Annotated in this window: 28 protein-coding genes; 12 read left to right on the top strand and 16 right to left on the bottom strand. The window is 39.6% G+C overall.

Features of this window, described 5'->3' with window-relative positions; genetic code table 11:
* From UC75_RS21760 to UC75_RS13805, 5 genes are all read left to right on the top strand, one after another.
* A partial coding sequence (locus tag UC75_RS21760) for a 3'-5' exonuclease (protein ID WP_322842907.1) occupies positions 1-841 on the top strand: 841 nt, incomplete at its 5' end.
* Between the two features lie 72 nt (positions 842-913).
* Entirely contained in the window at positions 914-1,153 is a 240-nt protein-coding gene (locus UC75_RS13820; protein ID WP_003654760.1) for an RNA recognition motif domain-containing protein, read from the top strand.
* A 9-nt stretch (positions 1,154-1,162) separates the two neighbouring features.
* Positions 1,163-1,525, top strand: coding sequence for an ASCH domain-containing protein (locus UC75_RS13815; protein ID WP_013199009.1), 363 nt, complete (start codon positions 1,163-1,165; stop codon positions 1,523-1,525).
* A gap of 81 nt (positions 1,526-1,606) precedes the next feature.
* Positions 1,607-2,110 (top strand): DUF6586 family protein, encoded by a 504-nt coding sequence (locus tag UC75_RS13810; protein WP_004794811.1) that lies wholly within the window; start codon positions 1,607-1,609, stop codon positions 2,108-2,110.
* Between the two features lie 112 nt (positions 2,111-2,222).
* Positions 2,223-2,501 (top strand): hypothetical protein, encoded by a 279-nt coding sequence (locus UC75_RS13805; RefSeq protein ID WP_002114792.1) that lies wholly within the window; start codon positions 2,223-2,225, stop codon positions 2,499-2,501.
* Between the two features lie 35 nt (positions 2,502-2,536).
* Here the strand turns inward: UC75_RS13805 and UC75_RS13800 are convergent, their stop codons facing one another.
* The 4 genes from UC75_RS13800 to UC75_RS13785 all read right to left on the bottom strand — a co-directional run bounded on the left by UC75_RS13800 (position 2,537) and on the right by UC75_RS13785 (position 6,418).
* Complete coding sequence (locus tag UC75_RS13800) at positions 2,537-4,246, bottom strand: cation:proton antiporter (RefSeq protein ID WP_049837926.1); 1,710 nt, start codon at positions 4,244-4,246, stop codon at positions 2,537-2,539.
* A 151-nt stretch (positions 4,247-4,397) separates the two neighbouring features.
* Complete coding sequence (gene rpmG / locus UC75_RS13795) at positions 4,398-4,553, bottom strand: 50S ribosomal protein L33 (RefSeq protein WP_003654787.1); 156 nt, start codon at positions 4,551-4,553, stop codon at positions 4,398-4,400.
* 12 nt (positions 4,554-4,565) lie between these two features.
* Positions 4,566-4,802 carry a 50S ribosomal protein L28 gene (gene rpmB / locus UC75_RS13790; protein WP_000048256.1) on the bottom strand — a complete coding sequence of 79 codons (237 nt, stop codon included), beginning with the start codon at positions 4,800-4,802 and terminating at the stop codon, positions 4,566-4,568.
* Between the two features lie 167 nt (positions 4,803-4,969).
* Positions 4,970-6,418 carry a coniferyl aldehyde dehydrogenase gene (locus UC75_RS13785; protein WP_049837925.1) on the bottom strand — a complete coding sequence of 483 codons (1,449 nt, stop codon included), beginning with the start codon at positions 6,416-6,418 and terminating at the stop codon, positions 4,970-4,972.
* A gap of 112 nt (positions 6,419-6,530) precedes the next feature.
* Between UC75_RS13785 and UC75_RS13780 the strand changes: the two genes are divergently transcribed.
* The 5 genes from UC75_RS13780 to UC75_RS13760 all read left to right on the top strand — a co-directional run bounded on the left by UC75_RS13780 (position 6,531) and on the right by UC75_RS13760 (position 10,359).
* Positions 6,531-7,223 carry a TetR/AcrR family transcriptional regulator gene (locus UC75_RS13780; protein WP_005302132.1) on the top strand — a complete coding sequence of 231 codons (693 nt, stop codon included), beginning with the start codon at positions 6,531-6,533 and terminating at the stop codon, positions 7,221-7,223.
* 75 nt (positions 7,224-7,298) lie between these two features.
* Positions 7,299-8,162, top strand: a complete 864-nt coding sequence (gene purU, locus UC75_RS13775; RefSeq protein ID WP_004794803.1) for a formyltetrahydrofolate deformylase — start codon at positions 7,299-7,301, stop codon at positions 8,160-8,162.
* Positions 8,163-8,542: 380 nt separating this feature from the next.
* On the top strand, positions 8,543-9,292 hold the full coding sequence (locus tag UC75_RS13770) for an energy transducer TonB (RefSeq protein ID WP_013199006.1): 750 nt from the start codon (positions 8,543-8,545) through the stop codon (positions 9,290-9,292).
* Positions 9,293-9,334: 42 nt separating this feature from the next.
* Complete coding sequence (locus UC75_RS13765; RefSeq protein WP_004641039.1) at positions 9,335-9,955, top strand: MotA/TolQ/ExbB proton channel family protein; 621 nt, start codon at positions 9,335-9,337, stop codon at positions 9,953-9,955.
* Positions 9,955-10,359, top strand: coding sequence for an ExbD/TolR family protein (locus UC75_RS13760; protein WP_003654800.1), 405 nt, complete (start codon positions 9,955-9,957; stop codon positions 10,357-10,359). Before UC75_RS13765 ends, UC75_RS13760 begins: the two co-directional genes overlap by 1 nt.
* A gap of 57 nt (positions 10,360-10,416) precedes the next feature.
* Here UC75_RS13760 and msrA read toward each other — a convergent pair whose 3' ends face one another.
* From msrA to lgt, 7 genes are all read right to left on the bottom strand, one after another.
* A complete protein-coding gene (gene msrA / locus UC75_RS13755) occupies positions 10,417-10,941 on the bottom strand; it encodes a peptide-methionine (S)-S-oxide reductase MsrA (protein ID WP_005036987.1) in 525 nt (174 codons plus the stop codon).
* Positions 10,942-11,041: 100 nt separating this feature from the next.
* A complete protein-coding gene (locus tag UC75_RS13750) occupies positions 11,042-12,097 on the bottom strand; it encodes a DUF4105 domain-containing protein (protein ID WP_049837924.1) in 1,056 nt (351 codons plus the stop codon).
* 14 nt (positions 12,098-12,111) lie between these two features.
* Complete coding sequence (locus UC75_RS13745) at positions 12,112-12,621, bottom strand: dihydrofolate reductase (RefSeq protein ID WP_049837923.1); 510 nt, start codon at positions 12,619-12,621, stop codon at positions 12,112-12,114.
* 44 nt (positions 12,622-12,665) lie between these two features.
* Positions 12,666-13,508: a thymidylate synthase gene (thyA, locus tag UC75_RS13740; RefSeq protein ID WP_005302144.1), complete on the bottom strand. Its 843-nt coding sequence runs from the start codon at positions 13,506-13,508 to the stop codon at positions 12,666-12,668.
* Positions 13,509-13,625: 117 nt separating this feature from the next.
* Positions 13,626-13,988: a hypothetical protein gene (locus tag UC75_RS13735; protein ID WP_049837922.1), complete on the bottom strand. Its 363-nt coding sequence runs from the start codon at positions 13,986-13,988 to the stop codon at positions 13,626-13,628.
* Between the two features lie 11 nt (positions 13,989-13,999).
* Positions 14,000-14,359: a hypothetical protein gene (locus UC75_RS13730; protein ID WP_013198999.1), complete on the bottom strand. Its 360-nt coding sequence runs from the start codon at positions 14,357-14,359 to the stop codon at positions 14,000-14,002.
* Between the two features lie 79 nt (positions 14,360-14,438).
* Positions 14,439-15,257: a prolipoprotein diacylglyceryl transferase gene (gene lgt / locus UC75_RS13725; RefSeq protein ID WP_005302151.1), complete on the bottom strand. Its 819-nt coding sequence runs from the start codon at positions 15,255-15,257 to the stop codon at positions 14,439-14,441.
* Between the two features lie 93 nt (positions 15,258-15,350).
* Between lgt and UC75_RS13720 the strand changes: the two genes are divergently transcribed.
* A complete protein-coding gene (locus UC75_RS13720) occupies positions 15,351-16,130 on the top strand; it encodes an NRDE family protein (protein ID WP_049837921.1) in 780 nt (259 codons plus the stop codon).
* A gap of 48 nt (positions 16,131-16,178) precedes the next feature.
* On the opposite strand, the gene UC75_RS13715 is transcribed toward UC75_RS13720, so the two are convergent.
* The 5 genes from UC75_RS13715 to UC75_RS13695 all read right to left on the bottom strand — a co-directional run bounded on the left by UC75_RS13715 (position 16,179) and on the right by UC75_RS13695 (position 22,478).
* Positions 16,179-18,512, bottom strand: coding sequence for a PhoX family protein (locus UC75_RS13715; protein ID WP_049837920.1), 2,334 nt, complete (start codon positions 18,510-18,512; stop codon positions 16,179-16,181).
* Positions 18,513-18,689: 177 nt separating this feature from the next.
* The gene (locus UC75_RS13710; RefSeq protein WP_049837919.1) at positions 18,690-20,870 is read right to left on the bottom strand and encodes a PhoX family protein; all 2,181 of its coding nucleotides are present in this window, start codon (positions 20,868-20,870) and stop codon (positions 18,690-18,692) included.
* 175 nt (positions 20,871-21,045) lie between these two features.
* Entirely contained in the window at positions 21,046-21,816 is a 771-nt protein-coding gene (tatC, locus tag UC75_RS13705; RefSeq protein WP_004794778.1) for a twin-arginine translocase subunit TatC, read from the bottom strand.
* Positions 21,813-22,247, bottom strand: coding sequence for a Sec-independent protein translocase protein TatB (tatB, locus tag UC75_RS13700; protein ID WP_013198995.1), 435 nt, complete (start codon positions 22,245-22,247; stop codon positions 21,813-21,815). Before tatB ends, tatC begins: the two co-directional genes overlap by 4 nt.
* 12 nt (positions 22,248-22,259) lie before the next feature.
* Positions 22,260-22,478, bottom strand: a complete 219-nt coding sequence (locus UC75_RS13695) for a Sec-independent protein translocase subunit TatA (protein ID WP_004794775.1) — start codon at positions 22,476-22,478, stop codon at positions 22,260-22,262.
* 251 nt (positions 22,479-22,729) lie between these two features.
* Between UC75_RS13695 and UC75_RS21755 the strand changes: the two genes are divergently transcribed.
* Positions 22,730-22,808: hypothetical protein (locus UC75_RS21755; protein WP_228137397.1), on the top strand; the 79-nt coding region annotated here is incomplete at its 3' end.

The following is a 22,808-nucleotide window of genomic DNA, read 5'->3' as shown; positions in this document are numbered from 1 at the left end:
AAAACTTCTTGAATCTGCACACGTGAAAGACGTGCTTAGCTTGCTACGTATTGTGAGCAATCCTCACGATGATTTGGCGTGGATGCGTTTTTTAACCTTGTGGGATGGTATTGGTGATGTTGGTGCAAGTAAGCTAGCCCAAGAGTTGATGGGAATTGTTGACGTTGAAGAGCGCTGCAATCGTTTAGAACGTCATGGGAAAGTCCCTTTACAAGCGATTTTAATTTTAAAACAGCTAGATGTATTACAGCAGCATGTTGAAGCAAGTATTGGCTTGGCACTTGATGCTTTAGGTGAACAGCTAGAGCAAAATTATAAAACTAAAGATTGGTCACGCCGATTAAAAGACTTTGATTTAGTCAAACAACTTGCACGTAAACATGCGTCTTTAGGTGAGTTCCTCGAAGAATATGTTCTTGAACCTATTTCAGTTTCTGAAATTGAGAAAGCTGCTGATCAGGATTTAGTGACTTTAATTACGATTCATTCCGCTAAAGGTGCTGAACAGAAAGTCTGCTATGTACCTCATGTATCTCCAAATCAATATCCTTATGCAAGGGCACAGGGCGATTTTGATGATGTCGAAGAAGAGCGCCGCGTATTGTATGTTGCATTAACACGTGCAGAGAATGAATTAATTTTGACCAAGCAAAATCTCAATACATGGTCAGAAGACAATTATGACGAACAAGGTCGTAAAATCGAAAGTTATTTCCTAAATGATCTTCCTGCACATTTGGTTCAGGCAAAGATTCATAGGCAAGTACCTCAGCCATTTGCTAAAAAACAATGGAACCGTTCACCTACAGTAAATTTAGGTTTTGGTATCGATCTGGATTAAACTACTGTATAAGACACTGTGATTACTTAAATATATTGGCTACTCCCTTTAATTGCCAATTAAGGTTAGAAAATGAAGATATTAGTTCGTAATTTAGATCGTGCTGTGAGTGAAACTGAAATTTTAGAGTTATTCAAAGCATTTGGTAAAGTTGAAACGTGTGTTCTTGTTACTGATAAAGACACAGGTAAATCGAAAGGTTTTGGTTTTGTTGAAATGCCTAACCCACGTGAAGCAATTAAGGCAATTAAAGGCTTAAACCTGCTTAAGGTTAAAGGTAATGGAATTCGCGTTAAAGCAGCTGAAGAATAAGTCTTCAGTGTGAAAAGACAGTTTTTAGCTCTTTCGATTGTAACGCCAAATGGCACTCGTATCGCTGAAGGTATCAAAACACTTGAAGTGCGTTCATGGGTACCTACAAAACTGCCAATCAAAGATCTATTAATTGTCGAGAACCAAAAATTTTTGGTTAAAGATACAGATGAAGAAGAGGGAGTTGCTGTCGCTTTGGTTGATGTCGACTCTATTCATGCTTGGCGAAATGATGAAATTGAACCAGCATGTGCAACTGCTTGGGACGAAGGGTATTTTGCTTGGGTTTTAAGTAATATTCGTCCTATAAAGCAGCCACTAAAAGTTTTAGCGAAACGTAAAATTTATCAAGTTGAGCTGGATTTACCATAAATAACGTTGATTTTATTAATGGAGTCGTTAAGCTAAAGAATAGCTGTTGCAATAGCGATTTTAGAACAGGAAAGTTTAGTTATGTCACGTGTTGCTCGTTATCATGCCGATCGTACCAATCAGAAGCTCTATTTTGCGCGCTTAGCGTGTCAACAGGCAGAACAGACCGATCATGTGCAGCAGATACAAGCTTACCGTGAAGCAGCTGTATTTCATTTACATGGCGCAATGTTAGCTTTCTTACAAGAACTCGTACGTTATTACCGTTTAAATGAATTGCAACCCACTTTAAAATCTATTGAAGAACATATGGCGGCAAAAGGGCAAGTTTCTCCAGAAGTGTCCGTTTTGCAACAATTGGCGAAAGATGGTTTTGTTGCAGAGCTCAAACGAGCTTACCGTATGTGTCAATATGCACCAGAGCCTAAAGAGCCGACCCCAGAAGAAGAAACTTCTTCTAATCTCATTATCAAAGTGACTCAAGGTCCTCAATCTTGGTTGCCAGATGTTAAGATTTTGCGTGAATGGCATCGCGAATTAAGCCATTTAATTGATGGTTTTCGTAATGAAATGGTCGAGTTCTAAAATTAAACTGCCCGAACGCTTGAAATTTAATCCGGGTGTGCCTATATAAATAAGACAAGAGATGCAAAGTGCAAGGGTGCTTTGCCACCATGTTGAAACATGGAGGAAATATATGTCTATACAGCAATTGAAAGAGTTATTTGGAAATCAAGAAGCCGTTTTGGAATTAGTCCAACTCGAAGGTGGCGAACTCGCCTTGCGCAATGCAGGTTCTGAGAATGAACCCTTGGTTAAAATTCAATTTAGCGATGAAGTAAAAGCAATCTTGGGTGAGCAAACTCCAGTTGTTGCTCAGCATATGATTCAGGCTGCACTGTTTGGACTGCTCGAAAAGCAGGTAAATGAATGGCAGGCTGAGGTACTAGACGAACAGCCTAAATTCTTAAGTTAAAAAAAGCGTACTCTTGAGTACGCTTTTTATATGGGTTAATGAATAGTTGACTGATGGGCAAGCTCGATCTGATTTAATATATGATGGCTCATATTCTTTGCCATTTCCTCTTTGGCATAGAACACTTCACCAATATTCTCATCTCTGATTACTGCCGCTTCTTCTTTGCTTTCTGCGCAAATTAACACCTGAATTTGAGGGTTTAATTGCTTAGCAATCGCCACAATTCGGTGAATATCTAAAATATCCATAGGTGAGATCACCAAGAGTCTTGCATGCATGATGTGTGCTTGAATTAAAACACCTGGTTCGGTTGCAACACCACTCACAGCAGCAATATTCGACTGACGTAGCTTTTCTACGATTTCACGATTCTCTTCAGCAATAACGACTTTAATATTTTCATTGATTAAATTTTCAGTAATACGTCGTCCCACACCGCCATATCCAACAATCACAACCTGATCGCGTAAGTAAGCCTGATCAACTTCATCGGGTAACATGGCTAATGGGTCACCACTACGTTCAAGAAGTCGGGCTAGGTGAGAGCGCTCACGAATCCAGCGTTGTACAGGCTCAATGGCAGAGAATATAAAAGAGTTCAGCGTTATCGAAAATAAAGCGCCAGCTAAAATCAGATTTTGTGCTTCTAAGCTTAATAAACCTAATGAGACGCCGAGAGTCGCTAAAATAAATGAGAATTCACCAATTTGGGCCAAACTCGCGCCAACTGTAAGCGCTGTATTAATTGGATAGCGAAAGAATAAAACCAAAGCCATTGCAGCAAGTGTTTTACCTACCATAATAATTGCGATAACGGCCAAAATATGGAGTGGACGTTCAACAAGAATATGTGGATCAAACAGCATACCCACAGAAACAAAAAACAGGATTGAGAAAATTTCACGTAGTGGAAGCGTTTCTTCTTCTGCGCGGTGGCTAAAGTCTGATTCTTTAACAACCATCCCTGCAAAGAAAGCCCCTAATGCCATTGAGACCCCAAAAATGGCATAAGACCCGTAAGCAATTGAAACAGCAGCTGCAACAACAGTAAGGGTGAATAACTCTCTTGAACCTAAACGAGCAACAAACTGCATAATAATAGGAACGACACGTTTACCTACAATCAGCATAAAGGCAATAAAGCCAATTACTTTTAATAAAGTGAGTCCAAGGGTTAACCAGATATTACCATCTGCACCTTCTGGTGCTTTCCCACCGAGTAAAACTGCTGTAGCTGGAAGGAGTACTAAAACAAGTACCATCACTAAATCTTCGACTAACAGCCAACCCACAGCAATTTTGCCGTTAACTGAGTCTAAAAGACCTCGGTCTCCTAAAGCTTTTAATAATACAACAGTACTCGCACACGACAGACTTAAGCCAAAAACGAGTGCAGAACCAAAACTCCATCCCCAGAGCATGGATACACCGACCCCTAATAGGGTAGCGACGGCAATTTGTAAAATCGCACCTGGTACAGCAATACGTCGAACCAGCAGCAAGTCATTTAATGAAAAGTGCATCCCTACACCAAACATCAGGAACATGACCCCGAGTTCTGCAAGCTGATTAGCAAGATGAATATCTGCTTCTATACCGGGTGTATTTGGGCTAATAATAATTCCGGCAATTAAATAGCCGATAAGAGGAGGAAGTCGTAATCGGGCTGCAAGATAACCAAAAAAGAGGGCAACACCGAAACCAACAGCAAGTAAAACAATTAAATCTACGTCATGCGGCACTAAAAACTCCTTTTACGTGAGTTAGGCTAAAGACAAGCATAAAAAATGCCAAGGCGAAATATGTGGAAAGTTTAACAAAAAAAAGCTAGCTATAAAAAAAATGCAAAAAAAAACGACTTCATTGTGAAGTCGTTTTTTTTCGAGGCTAAAATTATTTGATTTTAGCTTCTTTGAAAATCACGTGTTGACGGATTTTTGGATCAAATTTTTTGATTTCCATTTTTTCCGGCATAGTACGTTTGTTTTTAGTCGTGGTATAGAAATAACCTGTACCAGCTGTAGAAACGAGACGAATCTTATCACGCATTGTTCAGACTCCTTAGATCTTTTGACCTTGAGCACGAAGGTCTGCAACAACCTTTTCGATACCCAATTTGTCAATAATACGCATACCTTTAGTGGTTAAACGAAGACGTACAAAACGTTTTTCGCTTTCTAACCAGAAACGGTGGTGGTGCAGGTTCGGCTCGAACCGGCGCTTGGTTTTGTTGTTGGCGTGTGAGACGTTGTTACCAACGACTGGACGCTTGCCGGTAACTTGGCAAACCTTAGACATGGTGTAACTCCATTGATTCAGCCAACAGCAAATCTGTGGCCAGTCATACTAAATGTAAACGGATGAATTCATTCAAGGGGCGTTTTATACCAAAAATACGATTAAAAGACAAGCGGAATTGGTAAAAACGAGGCATGATTTAGTATAACAGATCATGCCTTGATCAGTTAGCGCAACAAGGTTTTCGAAATGAAACGATGAATGGGCTTATTGAACGGTGGAAGAATGTATTTAAGGCTATAAAGTTTTGGATTAGACATCACCGAACGTTCATGAGAAAGGCTAAAAAAGCCCTCTGGTCCGTGATATTTCCCCATACCTGATGCACCAATTCCCCCAAACGGTAAATCATCTTGAGCCACATGGGTAATCACCATGTTGATTCCGAAGTGTCCTGAATGGGTATGCTGTGCAATATAGTCAGCACGTGCCTGATCATAGTCAAAATAATACATCGCTAAAGGACGCGGGCGACTATTAATGAATTCGATGACTTCTTCTATCTGGTCATATTCTAAAATTGGTAGGATCGGACCAAAAATTTCATTTTGCATAATATCCATTGCAGTCGTTACGCCTGTAACTAAAGTCGGTGCAATTTTACGGACATCATCTAAAATTTCATTTTGAGGATTAATTTCAATAATACGAGCACCTTGATCGCGGGCATTTTCAAGATAGCCCTGAATGCGGTTGTATTGTTTGTCATTAATAATAGACGTGTAATCTTGATTATTGCGGAAATGCGGATACATACCAGCCACAATCAATTTAAAGTTTTCGATGAACTCGGCAGTTTTCCCGCGTGGCAAGAAAATATGGTCAGGTGCAACACAGGTTTGACCCGCGTTCCATAATTTCCCTACAGCAATACGTTGAGCCACATCTTTCATATCCATAGATGCATGCACAAGGGCAGGAGATTTTCCGCCTAACTCAAGAATAACAGGAACCAGATTTTGAGCTGCGGCTGCCATCACTGTTTTACCAACAGAAGTTGAGCCTGTGAAAATCATTTTGTCAAAAGGCAAATGACTAAAAGCGTCTGAAATAACGCCGCCACCATTTACTACAGCAACTAATTCTTGTGGGAACGCTTCTGCTAATGCACTTTCAAGAACTCGGCCAAAGTTAGGAGAGGCACTCGAAATTTTGATCATGGCATGGTTGCCAGCTGCCAGTGCACAAATTAATGGCCCAACTGAAAGAAGTAATGGGTAATTCCATGGTGTAATAATACCAATTACACCCATAGGTTGATATTGTACCCAACCTTTTGCTGGCTGATGTAATACACTGATATGGCGTTTTGAAGGTTTCATCCACGCTGTCAGATGTTTACTGTAATATTTGATTTGTTCCAAACTGGTGAGTAGCTCACCAATTTTTGTTTCCATAACTGCACGATTGCCATAATCAAGGTTAATTGCGTCGGCAATCTGATCTTGATATTTTACCAAGACTCTTTTAAGACGAGCTAAACGATCAATACGCTCTTTAGCAGTGGGTACCGGATGACGTAAATAAGCAAGCTTTTGTTGTTCAAGCAAATCATGTAAATGCTTAACATCATAAGGAAGCTGAGTCTCTGGATTTGTTTTTGTTTGACTGTTCATCGGTACTTACCAAATACATTGATATATTTATTTTTTAGAGTAAATACTCTAAATAGTCAAGTCAGTTTATGTGTTCAAGTCTTAACCATGTGAATTATTAAAGGTTATTAAAATGTCTCAACCTAAAGCTCTGAAGACAAAAGACCGGATTTTACAAATCAGTTTGCAGCTTTTTAACGAGCGAGGTGAACGGTCAGTTACAACCAATCATATTGCTGCGGAGTTGGGTATCAGTCCCGGAAACTTGTATTATCATTTTCGGAATAAGCATGAAATCATTAAGGAATTAATGTATCAATATCAGGCCGAGACATTGGAAGTACTTTCTTTACCTGACGACAGACCATTAACGACCAATGATAAAATTAACTATTTTCAAGTGCTCAGCGGTCAACTCTGGAGTTACCGTTTTATTCATCGTGATGTTTATCATTTAGTTGAAAGTAACGAAGACTTTAAAAAGATTTATCCGCGTTTTGCGGGGCAGGTGATGCAGCAGGGGCAAAAGATTTATCAAGCCTTTGTAGATGCAGGTCTTATGAAAATGACGGCATCGGAAATTGAAGCCCTCATTATTAACCTCTGGATTGTATTAACAAACTGGACAAACTTTTTGTATATGTCTGGTCATATTAGTGACAATAACCATTTAGAAGAAAAATGGGTTTGGCAAGCATTACGCCAAATGGTTTTCCTTGAAGGCCCTTATCTTATGGGAGAAAGCCGAGCAACTTATGAGCAGTTGCTTGAATCTCTTGGCCCTTCAGATCTGTTTGCTAGCTTATCGTCCTTAAAAGACGAATAGTTGTGCTTGTTTATTTAGGGCGCTAGAATACTCGGCCTATTAAAAGATTTATCTCAATTAAGTGATATTAACCAAATGAATATGACCACTGCCAATACAGCCCGTTTACTGATTACTTGTGAAGACAAGCCAGGGATCGTACAAGCGGTATCGAGCTTTTTGTATCACCAAGGTGCAAACATTACCGCGCTTGATCAGTATGCGACGGAAGCTCAGGGCGGACGTTATTTCATGCGTGTTGAATTTGAACTTGATCATTTACAGTCGCGTAAAGATGCATTAATTCAAACTTTTGCTGCGAACGTTGCTGAGCGTTACGGCATGCAATGGCGTCTTGCTTTCGTTAACGATGTTAAAAAAGTTGGTATTTTAGTTTCTAAAGTTGACCATGCATTGCTTGAGTTGTTATGGCGTCATGCACGCGGTTCGTTACCTTGTGAAATTACTCATGTCATTTCTAATCATGAAGACTTACGTGAATCTGTTGAAAACTTCGGTATTCCATTTACTGTAATTAAAGTCACTAAAGACAATAAAGCTGAAGCTTATGCGCAAATTGATGAAATGATGCAAGGCAATGATTTATTAGTTCTTGCACGTTACATGCAGATTTTAAGCGAAGATTTTGTTGCGAAATGGGAAATGAAAATCATCAATATTCACCATTCTTTCTTGCCAGCTTTCGTGGGTGCCAATCCATATAAGCAAGCTTATGAAAAAGGTGTGAAGTTGATTGGTGCGACAGCCCACTATGTGACTGCTGACCTTGACCAAGGTCCAATTATTGAGCAAGACGTTGAGCGTGTGAGCCACGACTATAATGTTGAGCAATTACGTGAGCTAGGTGAAGATGTAGAGCGTAATGTATTGGCTCGTGCAGTGAAATGGCATTTAGAAGATCGTATTATTGTTGATGGTAATAAGACCGTTGTTTTTTAAATAACAGTTATTCTAAAAAAGCACGCTTCTTGCGTGTTTTTTTATATTTAAAATAAAATTGAAATAATATAACATATCAATAATAAATGGGATTATCATAAAAATAGATCTGTTCATGGTGTAAATAGCTCAACTATTTAAGTTTGGCTAAACAAATTGTGAACACTGGATATCTATTGATGTAACTATGAGAAAACTAAAGTAAAGACACTCGGCAAGCATGAAGCTATGACAAAGAGTAAATGTTTTTCTCAAAAAATAGTTGCAAATGAAAACACTTCTCATTTATTATTGTGGCACTTTATTGTTCTATCCGATGTTTGAAATCGTTTCTATAAATAGAAATCTGAAATCATCATCCATTAGGTAATTAGATTCTTATGAGTCAATCTTCCGCAGCCTTAAACGCTCCCAATCCGATGAAAAAGAAAGTCATCACAGCACTAATTGCAGTTGCAATTGGTCATATCGGGGTCTTATGGGCAGTTAGCCATATTAAGCCTGCTGAATTAAAGCCAATCGATAAGAAACCTTTACAGGTACGTTTCGTAAAAATTCAAGAGCAACCTAAACCACTACCTCCTAAACCAAAGGAACCGCCTAAAAAGCCGGAACCTAAAAAAGAGGTAAAAGAAGTTAAAGTTGTTGAAAAGCCTGTGACACCACCGAAAAAAGTGGAAAAAATTCAACAGGTGAAAAAGGCTGAAACACCAAAAGAAACAGTAAAGACAGAACCTAAAGTTGAAACCAAAGTGGTAACAACGACTGTTTCTGAAAAAGTCGTTGAAAAACCAAAGCCAGTAGTACAAGAAGCACCTAAAGCTCAACCCGCTCCAGATCCATCACCAAAACGAGTTTCAATTGGTGGTTCGGGTGTACAGTGGAGTCGTTCACCACGTTTAACAGTTTCTTCAAAAGATTTACAAGGCGAAGCACGCTCTGTCATGGTACTGATTGAAGCCGATGAAAAAGGCAAGATTATTAATGTACGAGTGACGAGAAGTAGTGGTATTCCAAGTCTAGATGACAAAGTTGTCCGTGCTGTTCGCGGTGCGAAATTTAAACCTTATATGGAAAATGGTGTTGCTTATCCAATTAAAGCAGAGCAACCCTTTGATTTAACCCCTTAAATGAATTTGAGTCCCAACGGCTAACCTTAATCAGGAGTTCATATGAACTTTTCAATCTATTGGCAACATGCAGATGCAGTGAGTAAAACCCTGTATTTCATCTTATTGGCAATGTCGATTGCTACCTGGACAGTTTTCATCTTACGTTTGATGGGGACTCGCCAATTAAAGCAACAAGCTTATGCTCAACTTTCTCAGGCTATCACTTCGCTAAAAGCAAAGTTACAACCTTTAAGTTTTGAGCAGCGTAAAGCGGTTGCGGAGCAGGCTCTACTTCGTCAAATTTCTGCTGAAAAAGTCAATGCTGAAAAAGGTATTTCTGTTTTAGGAACAATTGCTTCAATTGCACCATTCGTTGGTTTGTTTGGTACGGTATGGGGTATTTTCCATGCACTTGTTGCAGTCGGTAAAAGTGGACAAGCAGGTTTGGCTCAAGTGGCTACACCAGTAGGTGAAGCGCTTATTATGACGGGCCTTGGTCTTGCAGTTGCGATTCCTGCGGTATTGGCTTATAACATTTGTGTACGTGCTAACCGTGGTCTTGCTCATGACTTACAAGATCAAGCGCACAGCTTATTAATTGATACGATGTTGCAGCAAGACTCAACTGTAAAGTCTGATGTTAAAACTGCACAGCAAAGTTATGTTGGAGGTCAAGCTTAATGGCTTTTCAATTGGGTGAAGACCACGATAGTGGCATAAATGAGATGAACCTCATTCCGCTAATCGACATTATGTTGGTGTTAATGATCATCTTTTTGGTCACAGCAACAGTTGCCAACCCATCGATTCCATTAACGCTTCCTAAAACAACTGCTGAAATTATTGATCCACCACCAAAAGCAATTACGATTAGTATTAATGCAAATGGTGAAGTGGCTTGGGATACTCAAGTAATTAGCCTTGATGAGCTTCAAAAACGTTTTCAAGAAGCAGGTCAAGGTGATGTTAAACCAACAGTTCAGCTTCGTGCAGATAAAGAGTCGAAGTACGATACTGTTGCACAGGTAATGTCTCGCGCCAGTGAAGCCGGACTGAGCGATATTGCCTTTGTCAGTGAAAACTAAAATTTAGTTTACCTAATAAAAAAGCAACCAAATCGGTTGCTTTTTTATTACTCTAATTTATTGATCTTTCATAAGATGCTGGAATTTACTATAGAGCTTAAGCAACTTAGGTGGAATCGCAAAGTTACAATAACCTTGTGAAGGATTCTTTGCATAGTAATTCTGATGATATTCTTCGGCTGGATAGAACGTCGGAACCGGAGACAATTCAGTCACAATATCAAGATCATCATCTTTTAGTGTTTGAATCGTATGTTCCGCTGCCTGCTTTTGCTCTTCATTATAATAATAAATAACAGAGCGGTATTGCGTGCCGATATCATTACCTTGACGATTTAAAGTCGTTGGATCGTGAGTCGCGAAGAATACATCGAGTAACTGGGAGTATGTTACTTGCTCTTCATCAAAATCAACCAAGATCACCTCAGCGTGTTGAGTATCTCCTTGACATACTTGCTCGTAGGTAGGGTTAGTTGTGTGCCCACCTGCGTAACCACTAGTTACTTTTTCTACACCGCGTATTTGTAAAAATACAGCTTCGACGCACCAAAAACAGCCGCCACCAAATAATGCCTGTTGCATTGTTTTTCCCTCTATTTCCTGCCTATTACAATAGGGTTTATGTATTTAAAATACAAAGTAAAGCATGTATAAAAAAGTAAAGAAAAGTGCATTACTTATTTCATTTAGCTTTAGGTAAACCTTGTCGAACGATTTGAGAGAAGTGTTCACTACTCTGATCTGAAAGCTGTTCAAAATTTTCAGTACGTGGATTGATATGGGCAATTTGATACCACTGTTTTAAACTGACATTTTGATTAAGAGCTTTAAGATCATATAAATAATTAGGTAAATAACCTGAAGCAATGAGACGATAATCTTTAGGAAGTTGATATGGGTTAATCGCTTGAACCATATCAAAAATTAGAGTCGTACAGTTACTCGTGAGCGTATTGTACCACTCTGGTTTTGTGCGTAGCTCATCTGATTTTTTAAGATATTCTAAAAATAAAGCTTTTTGTTCAGATCGTGGCATATTGATAGGAAAATTATAAACCTGCTCTTTGCGGATGTTGCTACGCGTATAGACAATATCTTTTTCATCAGAAGCAATTAGGCTCAGTTCATATTTTCTAAAAAAACCGCCGATCGCTGAAAACTCTTCAGTTTTTTCTTTGCGAATCTCGATTGAGAAGACTAGTGGTTGTTGGTGTGCAAATTCGAAGCTGACCAGTGTATGGGCAATTTGTGGTCCCATCCAGTAAGAGGCAATGATGTTTATGCCATTCAACTGGTTAAGATCAAAAGTTCGAGTTTCCCAGCGAACATCATAGGTTCCATCGGGGTGCCAGTTGAAGTTACGGACATTATGCAGAGTGACTACATCGCCGTGCTTTTCATAGCTCAGCATATTGGCAACTTCAGGATTCCAGTCACGGTCTTGACGTGCAGTAATCGAAAAATACCAAACGAGAGAGCAGGCAAATGCTAAAAGGTAAATCAGGATGTCTGTACGTCTGCTAACAAGATGGCCTTCAACATATAGGCCCGCCATACTCAGCGCAAAAGCAATCCAGATGCCAATGAGTATGCGGCTGCCTAACCAGCCAAAAGGCTGTTGAACCCAGAGTGCTACGCATACCCAAATACTAGAGAACACAATAAACAGCGTGAATAGACTATGTAACAGCCCAAAAAGTAGAGCAATAATAAATTCACGTGTTCCGATATTGTGCATAGGTATCCATTGAATTATTTTTTATAAGTGGCAAACTCGAATGAAGTTCCTGATTTTTCATCAACTTGCTGTTCACTTGCAGTTTTATGAAATTCACTCGGTATTGTTGGATAATGTGCATCACCTTGCACATCTAAGTCAACATGAGTAAGTTCAAGACGGTCTGCAATTGACAAAGTTTGCTTGAATATCTCGCCGCCACCAATGATGAACAATGCCTGCTTTTCAGTATTTTTTACATCTTCTAAAGCTGCATTTAAAGCATCTTCAATTGAATAGGCAATTTTAACACCTTCAAATTGCCAGTTAATGTCACGGGTAATGATCCAGTTCACACGGTTTGGTAGCGCACGGCCCATAGACTCAAGGGTTTTACGACCCATCACAACCACACCGCCTTGTGTGATTTCTTTAAAGTGTTTTAAGTCGGCAGAAATATGCCATGGCAACGCATTGCCTTTACCGATACAGTGGTTTTTGTCCATTGCCACAACGTGAACAACTTCTACATTTTGCCATGCCATAATCTTATTCTCTAAACCGTAACCTAATGAAATTTGAGTCGTCGTTATACTGCAACTGGTGCTTTAATTGCAGGATGCGACTCATAACCTACAATTTCAACATCTTCAAATTTGAAATCAAATAAGTCTTTTATTTCTGGATTTAGTTTCAATTGGCAGAGCGGTAAAGGTTCACGTGTCAATTGAAGTTGTGCTTGCTCAAAATGGTTGGCATAAAGATGTGTATCACCACCAGTCCATACAAAATCACCGACTCCTAAACCGCACACTTGAGCAATCATATGGGTGAGTAGAGCATAGCTCGCAATGTTAAAAGGGACACCTAAGAACACGTCTGCACTACGTTGATAAAGTTGGCATGACAATTTGTTATCTTGTACAAAAAATTGAAAAAGCGTGTGGCAAGGTGGTAAGGCTACTTGTCCAGCTTCGTTAGGGTTCCAACCAGAGATAATTAAACGACGTGAGTTTGGATTGGTTTTAATTTCATTAATTAACCATTTAATCTGGTCAAAACCATCTTGGTTATAAGTACCATCCGCATTTTTGGTTGCGCCGAAATTACGCCATTGATGACCATAGACTGGACCAAGCTCATGCTCTGGGCGGCCAAAACGAGCAGTTTGTTCTGCTGTTGCCCATTCGTCCCAAATTGAAACTTTATTATCTTTTAGATATTGGACGTTGGTGTCGCCTTTTAAAAACCAAAGTAACTCAATCACAATAGAACGAAAGTGAACTTTTTTTGTGGTGAGTAAAGGAAAACCTTTAGAGAGATCAAAACGCATTTGATGACCAAATACAGAACGGGTTCCTGTGCCTGTACGGTCGCCTTTGTCACCGCCATTATCAAGGATATGTTGTAGTAGGTCTAAATATGCACGCATAACACTCTCGAGTTCGGATTAATTCCATAAAATAAAAGGGAGACGGTTCATGGATCAATAAACCGTGGAAGATAATAGCATGCTTTGGGAATAGTAAAAACGAGCTAAACTTTATGCTTAAAAACGCTTGGCACGATTTTGATAAATTGAAACCAGGAAAAATCCCACCAGTACAAAGCCTAAAGCTTGTAACGTTACGATCCAATTGTGCTGAGGTGGCAATATCCACACCACAATAGCAACAATAATGAAAGGGTAAATTCTAAGCAGAAACTGGAAGTTAGATTTATATGAACTACGATCTGAAATTTTTGTTTGTAAATGTTGCCCGAAATGAAGTCCGAAACCTAACGCAAGGCTAAGAACAATATAAGTCGGCGATAAAGGCTGGACTTGATTGGCTACATAAATTGCAGCACAAACCGCAATAATGAAGATGAGTTTGATATGGCGCGGAGCGTTGTACCAATAAGCCAACATGAAAACCAAACCTATTTCTTAAAAAGCGATTGAGGTGAAAAAATAAAAGCAGCAAGTGCCATAAAAGCAATTCCTTGCACACCCCAGATCAGCAAGTTCGGCATCGCTTTAACAAAAATAAGGGCAAACAAAAGGGCAATAGGGATCCAAGTAAATAGACGGTAGAGTAAACCCGTCGGGTTGCTTTGAGCGAAATGCAATTTAAAGTAACGACAGATTAAAAAAATTACCCCAGTTCCAGTAAACATGAGAATCGTATCTAAAGGCAGTGGTTGGTATTGATATAGCGCAATACAAATAAGTAGCGTAATAATCAAAATCACTAGTTTTTTAAATGTTGGGACTTGCGTGTCAAACCAGAATTCCAGCATGGTATATCTTCATCTTGGGAGAGTAAAAACTGTAGCATAAAAAAAGAAAAGAGGAGCCGAAACTCCTCTAATTTAGATATTAACTATTCTTTTGTGGACCCCAGTCATAAATTTTCTTTTGATAGGCATACCACATCATCCAAAGGCCAATCAGCAACATTGGAATTGTTAGAATCTGTCCTTTTGTCATCCAGCCAAATAGAATAAAACCTTGGTCGGCATCTGGTTGGCGGAAGAATTCCATAACAAAGCGGGCAACGCCATATCCCATTAAGAATAAGGCAGAAACGGCCATACGAGGACGCGGTTTTGAACTAAACCACCACAGAACAATGAATAGAATCAAACCTTCACAAAGCGCTTGATAGATTTGTGATGGATGGCGAACTAGGTGTAACGGATCTGTTGGGAAGATCATACCGAATGGATAATTTGGGTCAGTTACCGCACGACCATATAACTCTCCACCAATAAAGTTACCAATGCGTCCGAACATTAAGCCAGTCGGTACACAAGGGGCAATAAAGTCGAGCGTTTGGAACCATGTTTTTTGGTATTTTTTACACCAAAATAGCATAGCAACCATAACACCGAGAAAGCCGCCGTGGAAACTCATGCCACCTGTCCAGACTTGGAATAACCAAATCGGATTTTCGAGGAATTTATCAAACTCATAGAAAAGGACATAGCCGACACGACCGCCCAGAACAACACCTAGGGCACCATAGAACACTAGGTCTGAAACCATTTCTGATGTCCAGCCATCACGTTGTTTGGCACGGTAGGAAGCAAGCCCCCAAGCACATAAAAATGCCAATAAATACATGAGTCCATACCAATGGACTTGAAGAGGTCCTAGATGTATTGCGACCGGATCGATATTAGGATAGGTCAGCATTGCTGCTCCTTGATCTTACGTTTTGACAGATTGTAGCGGAATGATGTGAAAAATGTTGTACATTCAATGTGTAAAGATAGGGAACAAGAATCAATGTGTATTGTGGCTTTAGCATGGCATGTTCTGGATGATATGCCCTTGTGTCTTATGTCAAATCGGGATGAGTTTTATCATCGTCCAACGGCTTTGTTGCATCAGTGGGAACATACCCCCATTGTTGCAGGACAAGATTTGCAGTCGGGTGGCACGTGGATGGGCGTTACGCCTCAAGGTCGATGGGCTGTTTTAACCAACTTCCGTGATGGACGGGATCAAAAGTCTTATGAGACTTCTCGGGGGCATTTGGTGCAGGCTTTTTTAGAATCTGATTTATTGCCGATTCGATTTGCTCAACAATTAGAACAGCAACAACAGAATTTTGCTGGCTTTAACTTGTTTATGGGAAATGCTGATCAAGCGGTTTATATGAGTAACCGTGGTGAAGCTCCGCAAGTATTGGCTAACGGTGTGTATGTGGTTTCGAATGGCTTGATGTCTGAACATTGGGAAAAAACTAAACATTTACGAACACGTTTTACACAAGAGTTTTTGCCTATGCTTCAGCATCAGACAGAAGAGTTAATTTTGCAACATGCGGCGTGGGATATTTTGGAAGATGAGCGTAAAGTCACAACTGCTTTATTACCGAATACTGGCATTCAAGCAGAGATGGAAGAGTTATTGTCATCTACCTTTATTCAAAGTCCTGTGTATGGTACACGCTGTTCGAATTTTCTAAGAATGACCAATAATGAATGGCTTTGGTTTGAAAAGACCCAACAAGGTGAGCACAGCGGTCAAATTGTAGAGCAGCAAATTCTTTTAAATCGATAGCAATAAAAAATGCCGATCAATTGATCGGCATTTTTAACCTTCTACAAATTAGCCTGCGATCACACCGCCATCTTTACGGGTAATCACAACTGTTGCTGAACGTGGGCGTGCAGTTTTATTGCTTGGGTTTTTTTGAGTTGCAGGCCAGTTACTGTCTGGTGTCGAGTAACTTTTCGAGTCTTCGCCAGGGTGTTGAACATTAATAAAAATAGCTTTGTGGTCAGGTGTCATGGCAATACCTGTAATCTCACATTGCTTTGGTCCAACCAAGAAACGTCGTAATGTTGAGTCTGTAACTTTTGCACCGACTAGCGTTTGTTGGCCATTTGACGTAGTGGCAGCAGCACCATCACCAATTTGACCTGGTAGTGCAGCAAGCATCATACAGTTAGTGACATCGGTGTAAGCCCCATCATCTGTTTGAATCCAAAGTACACCACGTGGGTCAAACCACATCCCGTCAGGAGATGACAAATCATTATTGTCTGTCAGACCCGATAAGTTGATATTTGAAGCCATAGATGCTTCTGCGCCAAATAAGTAGATATCCCATTTGAAAGTTTCAGCAGTCGTTTTGTCATCAGTTTCTTTAAAACGGATAATATGACCGTTAACGTTACCCTTTTGCTCTTTAGTGCCGTTGTAGAGGTCTGTGTAGTTACGTGGGTTTGCAGCATCGGTCGCGTAATCTTTACCACGATTTGAGTTATTGGTTAGGGTGACATAGACTTCGCCGTTTACTGGGTTAACCGTACACCATTCTGGACGGTCCATTTTGGTAGCGCCGACTGCATCACCCGCCAAACGTGCAAATGTAACAACATCTGCCTGAGATTTGAAAGGGTAAGTAGTGTTACTTTCATTTAAGCCATTTTTGCCGTAGGCAAGTTCAATCCATTGACCTGAACCATCATTATTAAATTTGGCAACATACAATTTACCCGTGTTCATATATTTGTCGCCAGCTGCATAACCACGATTTATATCTTTGACATCCCATACAGCAGTCGAGACGAATTTATAGATGTATTCACCGCGAGAGTCATCACCCATATAAAACGCTAATGGCTGACCTGCTACGGCACGACAAGCACTGTCTTCATGTGCAAAACGACCTAGCGATGTTCTTTTAACCGGATTTTGGCGACCATCAAAAGGATCAATCTCGACCATCCAGCCGAATGTATTTGGTCCGTTGCGATAGTCCTGTGTCGGCTGTACAGCTTTTACATCGGCATTCCAGCGGTCATATAAGTCTTGTGATTCAACTTGACCAATTGCTGTTTCCCAGCCGTAGCGAGAACTTACGCCTAAATAAATTTGTCGTCCTTGTTCATCAACGTTAGGGATTAACTCACCATTTTTATCTTTTAAATAAATGATCTTGCCGTCTTTATCTTTTTTAGGAGCACCTTTTTCATCTTTCTCATACTGATAAAGTTCATCTTTTTTAACTCCTAACCCATAACGTTTTAATGCAATTTTTTCTGCATCTGTACGTGCATATTCATCGCTACCTGAACGTTGGAAATAACCAATAAAGTTTTCTTCGGTAGTTAAGTATGTGCCCCAAGGCGTATAACCGTTACCGCAGTTATTATGGGTGCCACGAGTTTGACGACCAGCAGGTGAGAAACGAGTTGCAAGCAAACTAGACCCAGCAGCAACACCTGCAAAATTCATCTCTGTTGACGCTGTAATACGGCGGTTAAAAATTGATTTTTTATCAATTACTACTTTTTGAGTTGCTGCATCTTTTTTGATGTGAACAATAGAAACGCCATGCGCATTGGTCTCACGAATGACTTCATCTTCAGGGCGGCGTCCATTAACTTTTGTTGGGCCTTTTGGGTGAAGGAAGGTCTGGTTGATATATTCGTGATTCATCACCAACAAACCTTCAGCCGAAACACTTTCATCAAAGTTGTTTTTTGACGTATTTAAACCAAAGAAATGCATACCGTCATGGCAATCACCAGAACGGAACTGGAAGCTTGGACCAGATGGAATATTATTGTCGTCCCAATCACCAAAAGCAGGGTTGATTGAATCACCTAAAGCGTAAATGACATTGGCTTCATAACCTTCTGGTACAGTCACGATGTCGTTGTGGTTTTTTGCCACTGCTGTAAACGTTAATTTCTCTGGTTTTTTATTTGGATCTACAGGTGGGATTCCACCATTGTTAGAACCTGAGTCATCATTACTATCATTACAGCCTGTTAAAGTTGAGGCTAAAGTTAAAGCTACAGCACCGCTTGCTGCTTTAGTAATTAAACTACGGCGACTTACATGTTGTTCTAAAATGTCACGAAAGTGGATATTGTCAGAAGTATTATTGTCCAGTTCTTGATCTTCATGATATGGCGTCAGCTCTGTCATGGGAAATTCCTAAGTAAGTAAAGAAATAAAGAGATTGTTCTAAAAATCTTCATTAGCTTAGTTGGGTAGTGTGACGAGGCTTTGACGTTTTGATGATAGGTTTGTGAAATAATTGATTGTTTAGTCAAAAAAAAGAAACCTGCATAAGGCAGGTTTCTTCTATTTTGGTGAAAGAGATTATTTTTTCACAACAGATGGAGCAATTGGGTCGGCAGTGATATAGCCAACCGCTGCTGCAAATTTATTGCTGTAGTTTGTATTAATCGCTGTATCAATTTGCGAAAGTAAATCTGCACTGATACCAGTACGAACACCGTTAGTTTCTTTATAGAAACGATTCCATTCATCACCTGGATGTTGGAAGTTACTCATGATGTAAGTCCAACCGTTTACTTCATCGACTGCGTGTAGACCAGTTGATTCTGCACCTGCTGGTGTAGACAAGATACGAATGAGCTGTTTAGTGTCGACATTGTAAGCCCATAAGAAGTTATTTAAGTGGTTACCAGAGTCTTCACCGATAAATAACGTACGTAGCTTTTCAGAGAACTTCAAGTTGTCAGGGCTAGCAATCTGTTCTGGGTCAGCAGTGTTACCTAAGCTGTCAAAGCTAATGTCTCTACCTTTAATGAGAAGACTAGATTGGCTAGGTACCCATTCACTGTTAATTGCTACATTTGAGCTGTCTTTTTGGCCGCCTGTCAGTTTATGCTCCAAAATACCACCAGCCGTGATTTTCGGGAATTTAACGTTGTGCTCAGCAAGGTAACCGTTACCACCTTCAACCATTGAATCAACAATGTTAGCTAAAGCTGAATATGCGCGTTTATCTGCAATATTTACAGTCGTACCTTCGTTCTTGGTCAATGCCATTGAAGCACCAACGTAAGCTGCATAACGGTGTGTCTCAAGGAAAGCCGCAGCAAGTTTAGTTTTGTCGCTGTTATCTTTAAGCTTGAGATAAACACCAGTTTTGCTCAAATAAGTAAATTTAAAACCTTGAGCTTCTAATTCTGCTTTTTGAGCAGCTTGTTGTAGTTTTAAACGATCTTTCGCAGCTTTTGCTAAAACTTGTTGTTCAGGTGTACCTTTATCTCCAGCATCAATAGCATCTTTTTCTGCTGTCGTTGCATCGCTTGGATATTTGGCAATTTGTAGAACCGATTCGAAAATGTCAGTTCCTTTGATACCGCTCTTGATTAGGTTTTCAATCTCTACACTTGTTGCATGACCAAGCTTGATCCATGAGATCTGACCAGTCGTTGTATCTGTAAGTACTGTTGTATATTTTGCAACGTAAAGTGTGCCAGCAGATAGGTCTTTTTCTTTATCTGCAACGAACATGAAGAGACCACCATTGGTATAGTCGTCACCCATTAATACAGTACGGTTATCTGGGAAAACTTGCACAAGCTCATGTGAAATACGGCCTAAACAGTAGTGCTTTGTCACATGACCCGTACCATCTGCATTTACCGTAATTTCCGGTAAATGACCGTAGTTATATGGGTTGGCCGCATTTTCATCACCATACACATTTTTACTGAATGCTTTAAGTGTTGAAAGTGATTGACCTAACTTTTGGTTGAAAGCATCTGGCTCATATTCTTCACTCGATAAATGAGTTCCCCATGGTGACAAGCTTGCACCACAAGTAATCCATAAACCATGCGCACTTGAAGTGTCTACATTGTGATATTTAATTAAAGTCAAATGACCGGTTTTCGGGTCTTGATCTAAAGTAAGCACTGCAATCGGAGATGATAATTTACCGTAAGTATCACCACCATTTTGGTCTTTTGATAAATATTCAAACTGAACTACATGGAACACTGGGTTACCAGTTACACCTAATGCTTTCTTGTCTGCATCTGTGAAATCTTTGCCAGTCGCTTGTTTAAAGCTAATCAGAGAACTACCATCTGGACAGTCAGAGAAGAATTGACGTTCTTTACCTGCAACTGATTTATCAATAATTGGCTTATTATTAATGTCAACATAACCACCCGCGATAATCTTTCCGCCTTTACCATCAGGAACTTCTGTACCTGTTAAGAAGAATGGTTTGTAAGCAAGTTGGTATTCGGTTTTACTGCCATCTTCCCATGAAATAGCAAGCTTTGATGCACATGCTGTCGTTGCAATATCTGCTACAACTGAAGGAGCAGGCATTGACGTGAACGTTGCATTTTTAAAGTTAATTGGTTTTGATGGAGTTGTAATGTCTGAATCATCATTACTATCGTTACATCCTGCTAACGTTGCTGCCGTAGCCATCGCACCTAATGGAAGAAAAGGGATCCCCGTAAACCATTTTAAAATGTCGCGACGTGTTGGGTGGTTAGAAGCAGTTGTCATAATAAATCCGTAACTTTTGTGAGTATATTTGTTGAGTTGATTCTATGGACTGGAAATGACACTTTTCTTACATTTTTAAGTCACTTTGAAGACAGTTTATGGCTTTGTAGATTAAAAAGTGACCTAGACAAAAAAGCCTGAACTTAGAGGTTCAGGCTTTCTCTTAGATATCATTTTATTCAGCAGATTGAGCTTTTCTTTTCTCAAGAATTTTACCGAACAATAATCCAAGTTCGAAAAGCAACCACATCGGGATTGCCAACATCACCATAGAAATTGCATCTGGAGGGGTAATGAACATGGCTACAAAAAAACAGCCCACAATGATAAAACGTCTTTTTTCAGCAAGACTTTTTGTATTTACCACACCAATTAAAATCAGTAGAAGCGTCGCGATTGGAATTTCAAAAGTGACACCAAAAACTAAAAACAGCTTTAAGCAAAAGCTTAGGTAGCTATTAATATCGGTCATAGGTGCAACAGTTTCAGGCGATACACTAATAAAGAAATGTAAAATTGCCGGAAGTGTAATGTAGTATGCAAAGGCAACTCCAGCATAAAACAAAACGATACTACCGATGAGTAATGGCAGTGCTAAATGACGTTCTTTTTGATATAACGCTGGGCGGACAAAAGTCCATATTTCATAAAGAATAAATGGCATTGCCAGCACAAGCGCGACAAATAAATTGAGCTTAAAAGGCGCCATAAAGGTTGCAGTTACATCTGTTGCAATCATTGACGATGATGCTGGAAGTTGCAGCCTTAAAGGTTCAGATAATAATTGGTAAGTATTATTTCGAAAGGGTAATAAGCAAAAGAATAAAAATAATGTTACCCCGACAATCCTAAATAAATGACGTCTTAAAACGACCAAATGGTTCATGATTGGCATTTGGTCTAAATTTTCTTGCGTATTTACAGTCGTTGAAGGCAGTTGGTTCATACGGCAATCTTCAATTTAACGGGAGGTGTTTCTAAAGTGTCGCTTTGAGATGCCAAAGGTGTAAATTTGGCAAGAAAGGGCACTTCATAATGACCCGATACAGGGGAGTACATCGTAGACTGAGATATAGTTTCAGCTACCTCAGTTTTTTCTGAGTTGTCTGAAGTAGTCTGTTTTTGTATTTCTTCAAGTTGTTGTTGTACTTTGCGTTCTAGTGCTTCAATGCGGTTGAGTTCTTCTTGCATTTCTTTTCGAAATTCAGAAAGACGCAACTCTTGATCAATCTCATTTTGCAAATTGGTAATATAACGTTTTAGGCGAACATACCAGCGACCAGCAAAGCGTGCGGCTTCTGGTAGTTTATCTGGGCCTAAAACTAAAATTGCAATAATTGCAAAACAGAGTAGCTCTGTCATTCCTACATCAAGCATGGTGGAAAACCTTTAGCTTTTCACTGATGTGCTGTCAGGGGTTTTGACTTGGGCATCAATTGTACGTGGAGTATTAAGAGCAGCAGTTTCGTCTTCTTCACGAACTGATTTTTTAAAGTCTTTTACTGCACCGCCTACGTCTTTACCGATATTTTTTAATTTAGATGTACCGAATAATAAAATAACGACAATTGCAAAAATAACGACGTGCCAAATAGATAAACCGGCCATGATCTGATACCTCTTTTCAGTTTGCTTTATATCAACAGGTTGCCATGACAACAATGTGACATTTATATGTCATTTTTAAGACAATAACCGTCAGTCAAAATCTAAAAGGGTAGTTCTATAAAGGCTGTATTTAATTTTTATTTTGGAGAGAGCTGAGAAAGTGAAGTTTAAATTACTTGAAATGGAGAGTACATTTCACTTTGAAAAGGTGTAGCATAACAAACTGATTTTGATGGGTGAGAGGAGAAAACGTGGCGTTATTATTGCCAATATTGGCGTTTATCACTGGACTTTTACTTGCTCAGACTTCTCTTTCAGAAACGATAAAAC

Source organism: Acinetobacter sp. V2, from assembly GCF_001188385.1.
GTDB lineage: Bacteria > Pseudomonadota > Gammaproteobacteria > Pseudomonadales > Moraxellaceae > Acinetobacter > Acinetobacter oleivorans.
The sequence above is the reverse complement of the archived record's forward strand: the minus strand, read 5'-3'. Positions and strand labels throughout refer to the sequence as shown.

Excerpts from the sequence above, each read along its gene's own strand:
- UC75_RS13765 (WP_004641039.1), top strand. The coding sequence starts at position 9,335 with ATGAACTTTTCAATCTATTGGCAACATGCAGATGCAGTGAGTAAAACC.
- thyA (WP_005302144.1), bottom strand. The coding sequence starts at position 13,508 with ATGCGTGCATATTTAGACCTACTACAACATATCCTTGATAATGGCGGT.
- lgt (WP_005302151.1), bottom strand. The coding sequence starts at position 15,257 with ATGCTGACCTATCCTAATATCGATCCGGTCGCAATACATCTAGGACCT.
- UC75_RS13770 (WP_013199006.1), top strand. The coding sequence starts at position 8,543 with ATGAGTCAATCTTCCGCAGCCTTAAACGCTCCCAATCCGATGAAAAAG.
- UC75_RS13805 (WP_002114792.1), top strand. The coding sequence starts at position 2,223 with ATGTCTATACAGCAATTGAAAGAGTTATTTGGAAATCAAGAAGCCGTT.
- tatB (WP_013198995.1), bottom strand. The coding sequence starts at position 22,247 with ATGCTTGATGTAGGAATGACAGAGCTACTCTGTTTTGCAATTATTGCA.
- msrA (WP_005036987.1), bottom strand. The coding sequence starts at position 10,941 with ATGCAACAGGCATTATTTGGTGGCGGCTGTTTTTGGTGCGTCGAAGCT.
- UC75_RS13785 (WP_049837925.1), bottom strand. The coding sequence starts at position 6,418 with ATGAACAGTCAAACAAAAACAAATCCAGAGACTCAGCTTCCTTATGAT.
- UC75_RS13760 (WP_003654800.1), top strand. The coding sequence starts at position 9,955 with ATGGCTTTTCAATTGGGTGAAGACCACGATAGTGGCATAAATGAGATG.
- tatC (WP_004794778.1), bottom strand. The coding sequence starts at position 21,816 with ATGAACCAACTGCCTTCAACGACTGTAAATACGCAAGAAAATTTAGAC.
- UC75_RS13715 (WP_049837920.1), bottom strand. The coding sequence starts at position 18,512 with ATGACAGAGCTGACGCCATATCATGAAGATCAAGAACTGGACAATAAT.
- UC75_RS13780 (WP_005302132.1), top strand. The coding sequence starts at position 6,531 with ATGTCTCAACCTAAAGCTCTGAAGACAAAAGACCGGATTTTACAAATC.
- UC75_RS13730 (WP_013198999.1), bottom strand. The coding sequence starts at position 14,359 with ATGCTGGAATTCTGGTTTGACACGCAAGTCCCAACATTTAAAAAACTA.
- rpmB (WP_000048256.1), bottom strand. The coding sequence starts at position 4,802 with ATGTCTAAGGTTTGCCAAGTTACCGGCAAGCGTCCAGTCGTTGGTAAC.
- UC75_RS13810 (WP_004794811.1), top strand. The coding sequence starts at position 1,607 with ATGTCACGTGTTGCTCGTTATCATGCCGATCGTACCAATCAGAAGCTC.
- UC75_RS13820 (WP_003654760.1), top strand. The coding sequence starts at position 914 with ATGAAGATATTAGTTCGTAATTTAGATCGTGCTGTGAGTGAAACTGAA.
- UC75_RS13735 (WP_049837922.1), bottom strand. The coding sequence starts at position 13,988 with ATGTTGGCTTATTGGTACAACGCTCCGCGCCATATCAAACTCATCTTC.
- rpmG (WP_003654787.1), bottom strand. The coding sequence starts at position 4,553 with ATGCGTGATAAGATTCGTCTCGTTTCTACAGCTGGTACAGGTTATTTC.
- purU (WP_004794803.1), top strand. The coding sequence starts at position 7,299 with ATGAATATGACCACTGCCAATACAGCCCGTTTACTGATTACTTGTGAA.
- UC75_RS13745 (WP_049837923.1), bottom strand. The coding sequence starts at position 12,621 with ATGGCATGGCAAAATGTAGAAGTTGTTCACGTTGTGGCAATGGACAAA.
- UC75_RS13750 (WP_049837924.1), bottom strand. The coding sequence starts at position 12,097 with ATGCACAATATCGGAACACGTGAATTTATTATTGCTCTACTTTTTGGG.
- UC75_RS13710 (WP_049837919.1), bottom strand. The coding sequence starts at position 20,870 with ATGACAACTGCTTCTAACCACCCAACACGTCGCGACATTTTAAAATGG.
- UC75_RS13720 (WP_049837921.1), top strand. The coding sequence starts at position 15,351 with ATGTGTATTGTGGCTTTAGCATGGCATGTTCTGGATGATATGCCCTTG.
- UC75_RS13695 (WP_004794775.1), bottom strand. The coding sequence starts at position 22,478 with ATGGCCGGTTTATCTATTTGGCACGTCGTTATTTTTGCAATTGTCGTT.